16 protein-coding genes are annotated in these 15082 nt (G+C 32.2%); 11 read left to right on the forward strand and 5 right to left on the reverse strand.

Going from position 1 to position 15082, the window contains the following annotated elements:
- Positions 1-61: 61 nt before the first annotated feature.
- Entirely contained in the window at positions 62-259 is a 198-nt protein-coding gene (locus X925_RS03330; RefSeq protein ID WP_012207866.1) for a cold-shock protein, read from the reverse strand.
- 340 nt (positions 260-599) lie between these two features.
- On the opposite strand from X925_RS03330, the gene efp reads away from it, so the two are divergent.
- Positions 600-1157, forward strand: coding sequence for an elongation factor P (efp, locus tag X925_RS03335; protein WP_103064751.1), 558 nt, complete (start codon positions 600-602; stop codon positions 1155-1157).
- 44 nt (positions 1158-1201) lie between these two features.
- On the opposite strand, the gene X925_RS03340 is transcribed toward efp, so the two are convergent.
- From X925_RS03340 to X925_RS03350, 3 genes are all read right to left on the reverse strand, one after another.
- Complete coding sequence (locus X925_RS03340) at positions 1202-2635, reverse strand: MATE family efflux transporter (RefSeq protein ID WP_121959130.1); 1434 nt, start codon at positions 2633-2635, stop codon at positions 1202-1204.
- Positions 2636-3100, reverse strand: coding sequence for a MarR family winged helix-turn-helix transcriptional regulator (locus X925_RS03345; protein WP_121567512.1), 465 nt, complete (start codon positions 3098-3100; stop codon positions 2636-2638).
- 199 nt (positions 3101-3299) lie between these two features.
- A complete protein-coding gene (locus X925_RS03350; RefSeq protein ID WP_199171469.1) occupies positions 3300-4661 on the reverse strand; it encodes an MATE family efflux transporter in 1362 nt (453 codons plus the stop codon).
- A 240-nt stretch (positions 4662-4901) separates the two neighbouring features.
- Between X925_RS03350 and X925_RS03355 the strand changes: the two genes are divergently transcribed.
- From X925_RS03355 to X925_RS03400, 10 genes are read left to right on the forward strand one after another with little or no spacing between them, the layout of a single operon-like run.
- Positions 4902-5339 (forward strand): MarR family winged helix-turn-helix transcriptional regulator, encoded by a 438-nt coding sequence (locus X925_RS03355; RefSeq protein WP_012207871.1) that lies wholly within the window; start codon positions 4902-4904, stop codon positions 5337-5339.
- A gap of 20 nt (positions 5340-5359) precedes the next feature.
- Entirely contained in the window at positions 5360-7003 is a 1644-nt protein-coding gene (locus X925_RS03360) for a PEGA domain-containing protein (protein ID WP_146026677.1), read from the forward strand.
- 2 nt (positions 7004-7005) lie between these two features.
- Complete coding sequence (locus X925_RS03365; RefSeq protein ID WP_121959132.1) at positions 7006-9066, forward strand: hypothetical protein; 2061 nt, start codon at positions 7006-7008, stop codon at positions 9064-9066.
- A gap of 15 nt (positions 9067-9081) precedes the next feature.
- Positions 9082-9882 carry a patatin-like phospholipase family protein gene (locus X925_RS03370; RefSeq protein WP_121959133.1) on the forward strand — a complete coding sequence of 267 codons (801 nt, stop codon included), beginning with the start codon at positions 9082-9084 and terminating at the stop codon, positions 9880-9882.
- Positions 9879-10652, forward strand: coding sequence for a patatin-like phospholipase family protein (locus X925_RS03375; protein ID WP_012207875.1), 774 nt, complete (start codon positions 9879-9881; stop codon positions 10650-10652). Before X925_RS03370 ends, X925_RS03375 begins: the two co-directional genes overlap by 4 nt.
- Positions 10649-11275, forward strand: coding sequence for an LptA/OstA family protein (locus X925_RS03380; protein WP_012207876.1), 627 nt, complete (start codon positions 10649-10651; stop codon positions 11273-11275). Before X925_RS03375 ends, X925_RS03380 begins: the two co-directional genes overlap by 4 nt.
- Before the next feature lie 2 nt (positions 11276-11277).
- The gene (locus X925_RS03385) at positions 11278-11796 is read left to right on the forward strand and encodes a hypothetical protein (protein WP_103064759.1); all 519 of its coding nucleotides are present in this window, start codon (positions 11278-11280) and stop codon (positions 11794-11796) included.
- Between the two features lies 1 nt (position 11797).
- A complete protein-coding gene (locus X925_RS03390) occupies positions 11798-12250 on the forward strand; it encodes a type II secretion system protein (protein WP_121959134.1) in 453 nt (150 codons plus the stop codon).
- Positions 12251-12284: 34 nt separating this feature from the next.
- Entirely contained in the window at positions 12285-13553 is a 1269-nt protein-coding gene (locus X925_RS03395) for a HEAT repeat domain-containing protein (protein WP_121959135.1), read from the forward strand.
- Positions 13554-13560: 7 nt separating this feature from the next.
- Positions 13561-14181: a ComF family protein gene (locus X925_RS03400; protein ID WP_121959136.1), complete on the forward strand. Its 621-nt coding sequence runs from the start codon at positions 13561-13563 to the stop codon at positions 14179-14181.
- On the opposite strand, the gene X925_RS03405 is transcribed toward X925_RS03400, so the two are convergent.
- The gene (locus tag X925_RS03405) at positions 14151-15074 is read right to left on the reverse strand and encodes a carbohydrate kinase family protein (protein WP_121959137.1); all 924 of its coding nucleotides are present in this window, start codon (positions 15072-15074) and stop codon (positions 14151-14153) included. The genes X925_RS03400 and X925_RS03405 overlap by 31 nt on opposite strands.
- Between the last annotated feature and the right edge of the window lie 8 nt (positions 15075-15082).

Here is a 15082-nt window from a genome sequence, read left to right on the forward strand (position 1 = left end):
GGAGCGCTTTCGCGCTCCTTGGTGTATTTTGGGTTTAGATTATGGTATACACTTATAAGGGTTATAAGGGTCTTACATTTGAAGCTTGAGGACCTTTGTCACCTTCGACAACTTCAAATTCAACTTCTTGATCTTCTTCTAACTTTCTGTAGCCATCCATTTGAACAGCTGAGAAGTGTACAAATACATCGTTCCCATCTTCCCCTGTGATGAAGCCATAACCTTTCTTTGAATCAAACCACTTTACTTTACCTTTCACTTTGTTACCTCCAAATTTCTACCGCGCCACCCATTGCAGCATACGGAATGTGTTGCAAAAGTATTATAATACAAAATGGATAGGAATGCAAGTTAATTTTTTATAAACAGTATATGAATTATGAGTAAACCTAGCTAAAAGATAATTAGGTACAACATTTTAAACAAACGTACAAGAAAAGACTTGACAAGTTAAGAAATAATTGCTAAATTTATTCTGTAGTGAAGTTTTGCCTATTATTAGTCATCATTAAAAAAATATAATTAAAATGAATTTGTGGGGTTTTAGTTTTTTTATGCCCCTTTAATTGAGATTAACTGAAAATCAAGGAGGAAATTGAATGATCGATGTAGGAGACTTAAGAAAAGGAGATTTTATAGTTTATCAAAACGAAATGTACCGTGTAATTGAAGCCAATAAGCATTTTATGGGAAGAGGCAGCGGATTAATTAGAACCCGCCTAAAAAGTGTCATGACAGGATTAATAAAAGAGGTTAGTTTTTCTAGTGGTGAGAAGGTTGAAGAAGCTGATATAAGTTTTAGTAAAGCCCAGTATTTATACAACGATGACGATCATTATTACTTTATGCTACTCGACACCTATGAACAATATTCTTTGCCTTCTCAAGAGTTAGAAGATGAAAAATTTTATTTAACCGAAAATTTGGAAGTCGATCTAGTCTTTTTTAATGGAAATCCTGTTTCTATTCAACTTCCCACAGTTGTGGTTCTAACCGTTATTGACACAGAACCTAATTTTAAAGGAAACACCGTGTCTGGTGGTGGCAAACCGGCAACATTAGAAACAGGATTGAAAACCACTGTCCCTTTTTTTGTGGAAAGAGGTCAAAAAATAAAAGTAGACACTCGTACAGGAGATTACTTAGAAAGAGCATAAAAAGCGTATATATTAAAGGCTCGATATATTTTTATCGAGCCTTATTATTTTTCTTGGGGTTGGTATTCATGCTTACCTTCCGATGTATAAGATTCCTCAATTTCTTTTTCTTCATCGTTAATTTGAACTTGCTTTTTCTGTAGAGTATTCAAAATTTTTATCTCTCTAATCACAAAAAATAATGTTAACAATGCTGATAAAACATCTGAAATAGGAAATGTGTACCAAATACCCATTAATCCAAAAAAGTGTGACATTACAAACACCATTGGAATAAATATCAATATTTGTCTTGACATTGATAACAATAGTGCAGGACCAGCTCTACCAATAGCTTGAAATAAAGATGATCCAACAACTTGAAAGCCAACAATCCATATAAACATCGCGTCTATTCTTAGAGCAGGAATACCTTCACTAATCAAGGACGGATCTGTTGAAAATATTGACAGTAGAAAACCAGGAAACAATTGAACTAAAAAGAATGAAACTATGGACCATGTAAGAGCAGCAATTGTTGCTTTTTTCAAAACTTCTTTTACTCTGTCATATCTTTTGGCTCCATAATTATAACCAGCTATTGGTAAAAAACCTTGCGCTATACCAAACATAGGCAAAAAAAAGAACATTAAAAGTCTATTTATTACCCCAAAAATTGCTATATGCAGAGAACTCCCGTACGTACCTAGCAAATTATTTAAAACTATTGCTAGTAAACTTCCAGCAACTTGTCTAACAAAAGCAGAAGCTCCAACCCCTAGCGTTTCAGACATGATATGCCTATCTAATATGAAATTCTTTCTGTGAAATTTCAAAGAACTTTTTCCACTGAAAAAGTAATATCCTATATAAATAACACCAACAAGCTGAGAAAGAACAGTAGCTACTGCTGCGCCTTTTACTTCCATATTCAATACAAATATAAAAATAGGATCAAGAATAATGTTCAATACTCCTGGAACGATCATAGCTATCATGGCATATTTCGCATTACCTTCTGCTCTCATAACGTTGTGACTTGCCATTCCAATTGTAAAGAGTATTGCTCCATACAGGATTACACTCATGTAATCCTCTGCGTATGAAAGGATATCAGGTGTGGCCCCGAAGAGATTTAAAATAGGATCTAAAAAGATAGTACCAAGAATAGTAAGAGCTATGCTTAAAACGAAGATAGCAGAAAAAATATTCCCTAAAGCGTTTTCTGCCCGCTCAACATCTTTGGCTCCTAAACTTCGGGATATTAATGTTCCCCCACCGATTCCTATCATTCCACCAAAAGCCATAATGATCATCTGAATTGGAAAGGCAACAGATACTCCAGCTATTCCAAGTGTACCAACACCTCGGGCAATGTATATAGTATCGACAAAATTGTACAAAGCTTGGACCAACATGGCAACTATTGCTGGTAATGACAGTTCCATTAATAGCTTCCCTATCTTCTTGTCTTCAAGCTTATTGGTATTTTCTTCCAATTACGACACCTCCTCATGATCTTTAGCTTTGTATTTTAGTATGTTAGTGAGCATTTTATCCAATATATGTTGAACGATTTCTTTTTCCTCAGTTGAAAGATTGTCTGTTATAATTCTTTCCCAATAATCATTCATCTTAACCATTTCGTTATAGATTTGGTAAGCTTTATTTGTCAAAAATATTCTATTGATTCGATGATCATTATCATCGATTTTTTTTGTAAGATAACCATTTTTTATAAGCTTCTTGATTGCTCTTGCGGTAGTTGCTTTATCGAAATTTAGATGCTCGTTTAATTCTTCTTGACTTATTCCATCTCCATTTTTAAGTAAGTACATAAGAAACTGAAATTGACCTCTTCCAATGTCAAACCTTTGAAGTTCTTTTTTCATCATCGAATTCATGGTTCTGAATAAACATGATATCTTGCTAATAACCGATGGATCTTGCTCTAAATTAAGCAACTTTTGATTTTGCCTCCTTTAAAAATCAGCTCTCCACTCTTCTAAGGAAGAGCCCAGTGATCAATTGAAACCTACAGCCTGACCATAAGAGAGAAATGGAAACAAAAATAATTATAGAAAAAAATTGTTGCATATACAACCATTTTCCCGTTAAAATTTGGTTGCATGTGCAACTAATATTTTCTGGTTTTATATTTTACTACCATGCTTTTTTCTCTTTCCATCTTCCCTTTTGATAAAAATAAAAAAGGATGAAAGATTCTGCGATATCCCCGAACATATAAGAAAGCCACACCCATGTTAAGGGCTGGTTAAAAATATTAATAGCTACGATTAAAATGCATAATTGTATTCCCCACCTTGAAATAATGCTCGATAAAAGAAACGGAAAATTGTACCCCGATGCAGAAAAAGCACTTGCAAGGCCATAACCATATCCTAATACAACTAAACCTACTGATCCATACTTTAGAAATTCAGTTCCATATTTAATCACAATAGCGTCGTTTGTGAAGAGAGAAATCACACTTTCACCAAAACCAAACGCCATTACAATGAAAAATAACATTGCAACTGAACCTAATATTCCCGTGATATTTGCAGCTCTTTCAGATCTTTTTATATCTCCGGCTCCTATCGCCTGACCAACCACAGAAGATGCCCCCATAGTAAGACCAAACAAAGGGACGAAGGCAAATCCAAAAATCCTGCCAGCGATCCCATTTGCTGCGATAGCCTGATTACCAAAAAGTGAGACAAAACCTAATATAGCTATATTTGAAAGATTTCTAAAAAGTATTTCTACACCGTTTGGCATTCCTATAGTTATTAATTTTATATCAATATCTTTATTTAGTCTAAATAAACCTTTTATACGAGGTTTGACTTCATGAGTTCTGGAAAAAAGAATTAAAAAGCCTATAAGAAAAGCAATGGACTGAGAAACCACGGTTGCAATTGCTGCTCCCAAAACTCCAAAACCCAAGCCTGGTAAGTTGATAAAAGGTACCGTTTCAAAGATAAAAATAGGATCAAGAAAAAGGTTTAGTATGCTAACAAATATCATTATAATCATTGGTGTGTTAGCATCCCCCAAACATCTAAAAACAGTGTTTACAGAGTAGGAAGAGAACATTATCGGTAAAAAGAACAATCTTAAATAACCATACTCTAAACCATAATTCACCACAGTTTCATCTGCAAAAAGAGACATCAATGGTTCCAAAAACACTGCCATGAAGGTTGCAGCTATTAATGCCACCAAAAATTTGAAACTTATAGTTTGTTCAATTGATCTTGCAGTTTGATTATAATCTTTTTTACCGTAAGCTTGAGATACCAATGAGATTGAACTTACACCAATAATCTCATTTAATGAATCTACCATCCAAAAAATAGTTGAAAAAATCGTCACCCCCGCTATCGCCTCACTGGAAATCATGCCTATCCAAAAGATATCAACAAGATCGTAAACCATTTGGGCTGCCATACCAAACATTGTAGGTAGTGCCATCAACAAAATATGCTTTATTACACTACCTTTTGTTAGATCTTTTTCCATATATTCCTCCCATAAACATTAAAATAATTTAATTAATAGCGCCCCCTCGCCCCTTCCCCACCCTTAAAAATTCTTTTTAAGAACCTTTGATTATTTTACCATTAATGTATAAATAACTCAACTTTGTAAATTGTCAGATTGATTTTTCAAGAATATGATATACTATATTAGATATTGCGTTTTGATCATGACTGAATCCAGAAAATTAGAGAAATACTTCATAATCTGGGGAGGAATAAAATGGAAAATAACCCTTCAATTCAAATGGAAAAGATGATTAGAGAGATTTGCTCAAAAGTAAAAAGTGAAGGAAGAAAAGTTTTAAAAGAGTTCAACATTTCTCCGGCTCAGTTTGATGTTTTGCAAACCGTTTATTTCAAAGGTCCTAAAATGCTCAGTGACATCAGTAAAAGATTGGGGGTAACAAAAAGCACAACAACTGGACTCATTAGAAGATTGGAAATTGCAGGATATTTGGTTAGGGAAAAATCAAAGAAGGATAAAAGGGTATATGTTGTTCAAATTACTCAAGACGGGACTAATATAATAGAAAACGTGATAAAAAACAGGGTAATATTGATGGAAAAAGTATATGAAAAATTGGGAGAAAAAGAAAGAAGTGTAGAAATATTAAATGAAATCAATAAAATTTTGAATGAAAATCAAGGTGGGATATAACAGTGTATAGAAGGTTTTTAGTGTTTCTCGTATTAATCTTTACAACATTTCTTTTTTCTTACACAATAAATCTAATAGCATTACCTGGTAGTGAAGTTTATTTTGATTCTCAATTTATGGGAACTGTTACAGAAACACCTTTTACAATCGAAGTACCTAATGATACGGATGGTTATCTCCATGTAAAAAAACTGGGATACAGCGATTTTATTGCCCGTATAGAGCTTTTAGGAAGTGAATCCCAAATTACAGCTGAACAAGTTCCTTTAGCCAAACTTATTTTTGATATCAACGTTGATTCTGCCAATATAAAATACACCTTTTTAAATCAAGATTACAATATAGCCTTACCCACATCTAATGAAGTTGATATCCCTTATAACTTAGAAAAAATAATTATAGAAAAAGATGGATTTTTTGCAAAAGAACTAAACCTTGAGTTGAAACCATTTGATAAGAAAAATTTAAGGGTCTCTCTAATTCCTTCTAATGAAATATTGATTGAATCAAATCCTAACCAAGCAAACGTTTTTGTAGATGGAAAGTTAATTGGAACAACTCCTATTACCGTAAAAAGAGATAATTTCGATATAATTTTGTTGGAAAAAGAAGGTTATTTAGTTAAAACAATAAAAAATTTGCCTCAAGATGATAGAATCTTAATTGATTTAGAAAAAGGAATAGAACTCTTTGTTGATAGCGAACCAAAAGATGTGGGGGTATTTTTGGATGGTGAATATGTAGGAAGTACACCAATGAATGGTTTATTCCCTACTGGCACATATAATTTAACATTATCTAAATTAGGATACGAATCTAAAGAAATGCTGATTGAATTAACCCAAAACGGCTTGAACAGATATTATGTTGAATTGAATCCATTTTTAAATACAATAAATTTTCTAAATTCTGAAAATTATGAATTCAATATCGATGGTAAATACGTAGGGAAAGGAATTGATTCGATTATTTTGGATGATTCACCACATTTTGTTAGAATTGTATCCGGAACAAAAAGTTTAGAATTTCCTATTTATAGAGATTTTTATGACAAAATGGAAAGTATAGATCTAAATAAACTTAGCACAGTAAATGTTTATGCTATGTCCAATACGAATGTGAGCTTTTTAGGAAAAACTCAAAAGACTCCTGCATTCTTTCTTTACAATATGTTAAACAATGCCCAGTTTGTTAACTTAAGGACACTAAATAGAACGTACAGTGTACTTTTGGAACCTTCTGAAAGTGTGGATATTTATACGAGTAGTGATTTTGGTAATATTTTTATTACTACTAACGTTAAAGATCCCCTTATCTACATTGACGGTCAATATTTGAATTATAATGATCGGTTTGGTTACCCTCTTAAATCTGGAGTCTATATGGTAGAGGTTAGAAAGTTTAACGAAATAAAACAACAAAAAGTAACCATAAACCCAGGCGAAAAAAGTTTCGTACATTTTGAATTTGACTCTCCTGTACCTGTAAAGGTCAATTTTACAGGGGAGAAGTATACTATCAATGGTGAAGAATATACCAACTCTCAGAAAACTTTCTTTTTACCGTCAGGTCCAACTCTGTTTTCAAATGGAGGCGTATCTGTAGTTCTTTTTGTAAACGAACCTATGTACGTTGATCTAGATAAACTTTTTGGAGGGTTATAACGATGGCAAAAAAAATAGTTTTATTTTTACTTTTTACTTTTATTTCATTGAGTTTGTTATCCCAAACCAACATATCAGATTTACAACCATCCTCGCCAATATATCCTCAAGTGGTGAGAATGGTTGAATCAGGAATCATGTATCTGGACAATCAAGGCCGGTTCAGGGGTTCTCAACAAGTTTTAAGATATGATTTGGCCGAATTTGGTTCAAACATGCTCGATTATGTAGATGGACTTTATGGTCAAGATCTACAAGAAATAAGTAATAGATTACTTAAGCTCGAAAATTTAAATACTGAAATAAGACTGTACAATTTAGAAAGTACCGTTTTTGCCCACGATGACCGACTATCTTATTTGGACTCTACTATCCAAAATTTGGGGAAAAATGTATCGGATATTTTAAAAGTAATTGATCCCAGTCAACCAATTAACGAAGACAATATTATCTTCCAAGAGATTTCTCAAGGAGCAATTGATATTGCAAAAAAAACTGCACAAGATGAAGTTCAAATGATTGCTGACTCTTCAATGGCATCTTTAACAATTTTTCAAGAACAACTTCACAATTTTGAACAAGAGGTAAAGAACTTAAACTCCAAATACGATCAAACTATTGAAAGTTTGGAATCTGTATTGCTAACTTCTACACAAGAAAATAGAGAAGAACTAAAAAATTATATAGACATGTTGTTAAATCTCGAAATAGACGGATTGAGAACATCTTTGACAAACATCGCTAAAAATGAAGTTTATCTATATAACGACACATTGTCTGCTACACTGAATAATCTTGATCAAAGAATTTTAAGGTTAGAAAGTGAGATACTTCCATATGAAAACAGTTATAATGAACTGAGTAAAAAGATTAATGAAAACGAAGCCAAGCTGAATTTCATTCTCTCAAATGTTTCAACAAGTATTTCATCAGAAACATTAAACGATGAACTATTGTTGGAAATGAGAGCCGATATCGAAGGGTTGAAAGTAAAAACTAATAATCTCTCAAACGATCTAACTGTATTATATGATCAAGTGTCTTCTAACCAATCTTACATAGAAACTTTCGATGCAAGGCATGCCTACTACAACTCTAAAATATTAGATTTGCAAAATAAATATAACACTCTTTCTGGGCAAATAATAATTCAGAACAAAAAATTGGATAACATAATTTTTGAATTATCAAAGCTTACGCCAACGTCATCAGAGATGGTTGCTCCTCAGTATACTATTGATATCAAAAATCTTCAAGAAAGAGTTTCAAGTTTAGAAAGAACTATTGGTGCTTATTATGATCAAATTGGTGAGCTGACTGTATATGCTACGATGTTTGAAGAATTTAATGATAATTTGAATGAACTTTATTTGGCATTAGAAAAAAATAACGGTGATATTCAAACTTTAAAAGAACAAACAGAAGCGTTAAATGCTCAAATATCGTCTTTAGCAACTTTGACTAATTTAAATAAAGATACATTATCACAAATAGGTGATATTACAAAAATAGCTGAAACAGTAGATTATTTGAATGATAACTATCAAGATTTGAACAGAACAAATGCGCAATTACAAAACGACTTAATACAAGTAGAGAATAGATTATACAATATTGAAAATACTTTGAACAATTTTCAAATAACTTCTTCTGAGATAGAAGAACTTAAAAATTCTTATAATTCTTTACTTGAAAAATACTATGAAATTAAAAGTGAGTCTGAATATTTGAATGATCCTATGATGTTAAAAAACGATCTCAAGGCAGAACTATCTCAGCAGTTAGCAACGGAGTTAGTTTCCCTCGAAAAAGAATTGAAAAATATCGAAGATGAACTTTCAAGTGTTGAATCAAGAATTTCTAACCTTGAAAAAACCGTTTTTCTTCACGATGAAAGTATTGCCATGCTTTCACAAAAAACTGATGAGACAGTAGAAAAAATTAATAATTTAGAAAGTTCTGTACAACAGATTGAAAAACCTAATCAAACTTATATTTCATCAATAATTATAGGACTTGTGGGGGTTTTGGTTGGTGCAGGAATTGTTTTATTATTCCAATAATTGCGGGAGGGAACCATGGTTTACGGAATAGCCTTAGGGAGTGGTGGCGCTAGAGGAGCCGCTCACGTTGCCTTAATAGATGAACTGAAAGAAAGAACAGTAAAGATCGAAGTAGTAACAGGATCGAGCGTAGGTGCATTAGTAGGTGCCCTTTTTGCCTTAAATCCTGATGTGGACCTGTTTAAAATATTCAAAGACTTGACACTTAAAAAGAAAAAGACAATTGATTCACAGTTTAGAACTCTAAACAACAGAATCACTAATTTCCCTAAAATGGTTGCAGGTAAAAGTTTTTTAAAAAGTGATTTCGTTTACGATATTTACAAGCAGTTGTATGGACGTAAACGTTTTTCCGATTGTAAGATAAAATTAGGAATCGTTTCATATGATTTAGAAAGCGGTGAAGAAGTGGAGATCACAGAAGGGTACATAATCGATGCTGTTATGGCTTCCTCAAGTGTTCCCGGCGTTTTCCCTCCTTTAAGGTTAGGGGGCATGAGCCTGTTGGATGGAGGCGTTTTAACTCCTGTTCCAGTAAAATTAACTAAAAAACTAGGAGCAGATTATGTAATAGCAAGTAATTTAAATGGTGAGGTTAAGAATGATTTTAAGTTTAACGACGGATTAGATTATATTATTTCCATTGAAGATTTTAAAAATGATCTTATGGTTAACTATGAAATAAATATAGCCGAAGAGGTTTATACATTCCCAATAGAGTATTCTTGGGAAGGATTTTCTTATTTTAACGAAATATACCAAGATGCTAAAAATTTTTTAAAATCCATACAAAATAAAGCGAGGGAACAACTTTGAACTTAGTAATGGGTGGCTTTTTTGAAGGATTTTATTGGGAATCTGGCGTTTTAGAGTCTATAGCAAAAAAAGAAAACGCCTTAAATCTATATACTTCTAGTCTAGGAAGTTTAAGAGGATTATTTTATGCATTGTACGGAGTAAATTTTTTCGGACGTTTAAAAGATTTCATATACGAAAAAAATAATCCTTTACGCGAAGTAATAACTAATACAGAATTATACAACAGTAGATACGCCCAAACAACAGCATTGATAAGATTGGGAAGAGGGAAAATGTCGCTTTACAACCCTGATAATTTAAAAAAATTTTTGGAAGGTTATTTTGGTAACCAAACACTTTCTTCACTTCGGAAAAACGTAAGTTTCGAAGTCTTCGAGCTAAAAAATAAAGAAGTAATTATACTGAAAAATGAAACAAAAATCGTTGATATGTTAATGATGGAATTAGCGTTCCCGCCTTATTACAGTTATTATGAATATCAAGGTGGATTTTTTATTCCAACCTCATATTTATCGTTTATTCCTCAAAAATTTCCTAAAGATGCAGTAATTATATCATTTGATCCCGCTTTAACTTATCCAGATCCAAAAAATACCGTCGAAATTCTTTTAAAAACCTCCTATTCTAGAACGTTAAAAAATTATCGTTTATTGACCGAAGACTTTAGTACTATCGAACCGCAAAAACAGTTGAAAGATTATTTTAATATGTCCGCTTTTTTTGATGGTCAAAATCATGCTAATAATTTTTTGGAGGCAAAAGTATGAAGCGTTTCACTTTATTTTTTTTAATGCTTATATTAACAAATTTGATTATTTATTCCGCACAAATAAATGTAAGAGCAGATGAAGTAAAAGGTGAAGAAAGTAGATACATACTGAAAAATAATGTCCTTATACAGAAAGAAGATCTCTCTATTTCAACGGATTTTGCTACCATTACACTCGTTAACGACGAGTGGCGAGAAGTAAACACCGACAAGGTTTATATAACTGCCGACACGTTTGAAGCCACATCCTCTTCTATGAACTTTGACCTTCAGACTGAAAAAGGAAAACTTTCAGGGAATGTTTTAGCTAAGATTTTTTTGGAAGAATCAGAGATCGAGATAAATTCTGACGAACTTCAGATTGATAACAATAACAAAAGATACGAGGGAAGATCTGAAAATATGGTTTTGATTAAAAAAGGAGATTATATAATAAACGCAAAATCCTTTGTTTTTGTTGAAAAAGAAAACTTGCTCACACTTTCCGAAAATGTACATATAGTCAATTCTGTGGAAAAAATTGATATGAAATCAGCATATGCCACATTCAATACCCAGACCAACGATATAGAAGCCCAGCAGGTTAATTTAATTTTGGAAGTAGCAGATGAGGAGGAATAGTTGTGAAAAAATTTTTTGTTGTTTTTTTCTTAGCTTCTCTATTTATTTCCGTCTTTTCGCAAACATATTATGAGATGGGTTTTTCTTTGCTGAATTATCCCGATGGTTTCAAATTTGCTTTAAGGAGTGGTTTGGAATCTGATTCCTTCAATTTTGATTTTGATCTTAGCCCAACTTTTGAAAACAAAACGTTGTCTCTAACTATGATTAGTGATATTTCTGCTAAAATTTTGGATATAAACCCGAACGCTTTTTTAGATGTTGGTTTATTATGGGTATACGGCGAAGAATTCCCAGGGACATTTGCATACGGAGGCTTTAATTTTAACTTCAATAACATTTTAGGAAAATTGTACGTGGGATACCCATTCAATGCTACTGAGGATCTTTTGAACTATTTTGCAATAAAATTGGGTTATGTAGTTCCAAAACCTGCTGATTTCGTCGATGATTTAAAGTTAGAGTTAAGGGTGGTAAATGGAAGGATTCACTTTTCAATCTTTTTAGTAGAACCTTTGTGAAATGAATAAAAATCAAGGGTTTCTACTGATAGAGAGTGTATTTGAGATTTTTATTGTTTCTTTAACAATGTTGATTGTAATAGGTACTTTTTCCGGTACATTGAACATTTTAAAAAGTTCACTGGAGGAAATGATTAATATAAATCTTATTTCAAATGCCATTATGGAAGTGATAGTTATCGCAAAAAATGAGATGACTAATGTGACCTCCTACGATTCCGATTCTTCAACCGTCTTAGGAAATTCATCTGATGGTGAAACAGTTGGTTTTTCCTACAATAGATTTGCACAAAAGATCAACCGTTACAAAGACTCGGGGTGGGATAAAGGATCTACATTAATTTCAGAAAATATAACTGCTTTTTCATACGATGGAAAATTTTTAAAGGTAACATGGAATGATGAGTATGAATTAAAACTTTTCATCCCTGGCCGTGTTACAAAGGAGCGCTAAATAAAGATGAGACTTAGGAGGAAAACATTAATCAATGGCAAATGAAATAATCGAAACATATAAAATTTTAGAAGAAAGAATAAAGTCAGAAAACATTCAAATATACTTTGATATGTTGGATTCTCCTTATCCTTCTTTTAAATCCAAGGCTATTCAGGAACTAACAAAGCAAAAAATTGATGCCCCAAGGATTAAAGAATACTTAAAAGATCCCGATAAAAATGTCAGATTTTCTGCATATAGGTACTTAGATAAAATGGGTCTTTTGGATGAGAATAATATAAAAGAAGCTTTGAAAGACATTTCAGCAAACCTCAGAAAAGAAGCAATCATCAGCTACATTCAAATGGGTATAAAACCTATAGAATTTATTTTGGAGTTTACCGAAGATCCAGATCCAATTGTTAGATATCAACTCATATCCACATTTTTGGAATTCTACCCAGAAGACTCAGAAAAAATTATTAGCAAAATGAAAAATGATCCCTACGTTAAGATAAAACAATTGATTTCAGCTTTGGAAAACATCTCTGAAACCTTAAAATCCGAACAAGTAGATAAAAGCGTTAAGGTTATGGCGCTAAGAAGATTTTATGAAAGAGACGATGCCTATACTTTTTTTAATTCACTAAAAGAAACATACTTTGATTGCAACAATGAAACTAAAGGTATAATAATTAAATTCTTTTCAGGTTTACCATGTGAAGTTATAAATAAATTCATAGAAAAAATCGTGCAAGAAGAAAAGGATATTCACATTCTTCAACTAACTGCAAATACCTCAAAGAAAGTTTGTGGAATTGATTTTGTTCCTACTTGGTTGATCGACAAATTGGTAAACAGCGAAGAGGCAAAAGTCGTAAAGTTTGGATTAAAGTTAGCTTCTGAAAAGGAAGATATGGGGTATGTGGAATTTTGTAGGGACTTGTTATCGGCAGTAGATGATGACTTAGTCATCGGAGCGAGTGATTATCTTATTTATTTTCAAGACTATATGCTTAAAGATTACGTTCCGAACTTTCTCAATTCATTGTCCTCCAAACGAATAAGGGAAGGATTAAAAATAATCAGAAAATTAAAGTTAGATAATTTTTTAGAAGAAATATCATTAATCGCTCTCAACAAAATGAATCCTATTTCCTTGAGAAAAGCCGCCGTCAATCTACTGAAATTTTTTAAAGCCAAAGATTATTGGGAAGTGCCAAATCAAATACTCAAAGACCCTTACGAAAACGGGAATTTAAAACTTGCTGCGTTAAATGCACTTCTACGTCTAAATGCGGAGATGGTAGTTAATTTTTAAAAAGATAATGACCACAATTTTTGAACCTCACTGTCTTGTTTGCAAAAAACCTATTGCCTTTGGAGAACTTATTTGCGACAATTGCAAAGAAAATCTTTATTCGCCTTCTCTTTCAGATGGTGCTTTTAAGGTTTATCATTATGGAAAATACGAGTACCCTTTATCTAACTTAATAAAAGAATTCAAATACAATTCACATCCAAAAATTGCACGGCTTTTGGGGAATATGTTAGCAAAGTTTTTTATAGATTTAAAATTTCCAGAACTAAATTATACTGTGTCATATGTACCTTCAAATTTCTCAAGTGTTCATGAAAAAGGCTTTGTACCTGCTCACTTAATTGCTAAGCATTTTTCAGACATCTTAGGCTTTCCCTTAATAAATCTCTTTTCCTCAAAAACTCTTAAAAGACAAGTTCAATTGGATTATAAAAAGAGAAATGAAAACGTTAAAAACAAGATAAAATTGATTCAGGATCCCCCAAAGAACATTATTATTATAGATGATGTGTACACTACAGGGGCTTCAATGAACGAAGTAGGTAATCTACTCATTAAGAAATGTGATGTTTTAGTTGGCATCACTGTAGCAAAAGCTTATAGGTATTCTTTTAATAAATCTTTATAGTTTTTTATATCACAGATTGCACCAACATATTTTAATTTTTCTGCTGAAAATGCATTCCCTAACTTTGCAGCTTTTATAGGATCCAAACCTATAATCGTTCCTATGTATAAACCTGACCAAAATGCATCCCCTGCTCCCGTTGTGTCTATTACCTCTTTTGCATAGGAGTCAAAATGAGTAATTTTTTTACCGTCCGAAAATACAAATCCCTTTTCACCTAAGGTAAGAATTACGTTTTTTACTCCCCATTCATGAAAAATATTTATGTATTCTTCTTCATTCTTATTTTCTTCGAAAATATGTGTACAATCATCTAAAGAAGGCTTAATAAAATCCACGTAAGGCATAATCAATTTTAGAACATCTTCTATTTCTAAGGATGTTTTCCACAAGATCTTTCGATAATTTGGATCAAATCCTATTAAAACATTATTATTTTTGGCAACTTTTAACAATTTAAGCGTGTTTTTTAGGTTTTTATCAGAAGATAATGACCAAGAAGAAAAATGAAAGATATTTGCTTTTTTCACAATATCAAAGAATGAATCTTGAATTTCTAAATTTAAAGAGGCAGATCTCAATGGATAAAATTCTGGAGATGATTTAGACTTCAAAACATAAACAATATCTGTAGAAAATCCTTCATCTTGTAAGATGCCTTTTATATCAACATTATAATTTTTTAATTGTTCAAGGATAAATTCTCCAAAAGGATCCTTACCTATCCTTGAAATTATAGCGGATTTAAAACCCTGTTTAGAGATATTAACAGCTATGTTACTGGGGGAGCCACCTAAAAATTTGTCAAAAGAAGTTGCATTTTTTAATCCTCTTACATAATCTTTAGAGATGAAGTCTATCAATACCTCACCAAACGAGACAAAATTAACCATACACTAAT

This window comes from Petrotoga sp. 9T1HF07.CasAA.8.2, from assembly GCF_002895585.1.
In the GTDB taxonomy this organism is placed as follows: domain Bacteria; phylum Thermotogota; class Thermotogae; order Petrotogales; family Petrotogaceae; genus Petrotoga; species Petrotoga mobilis.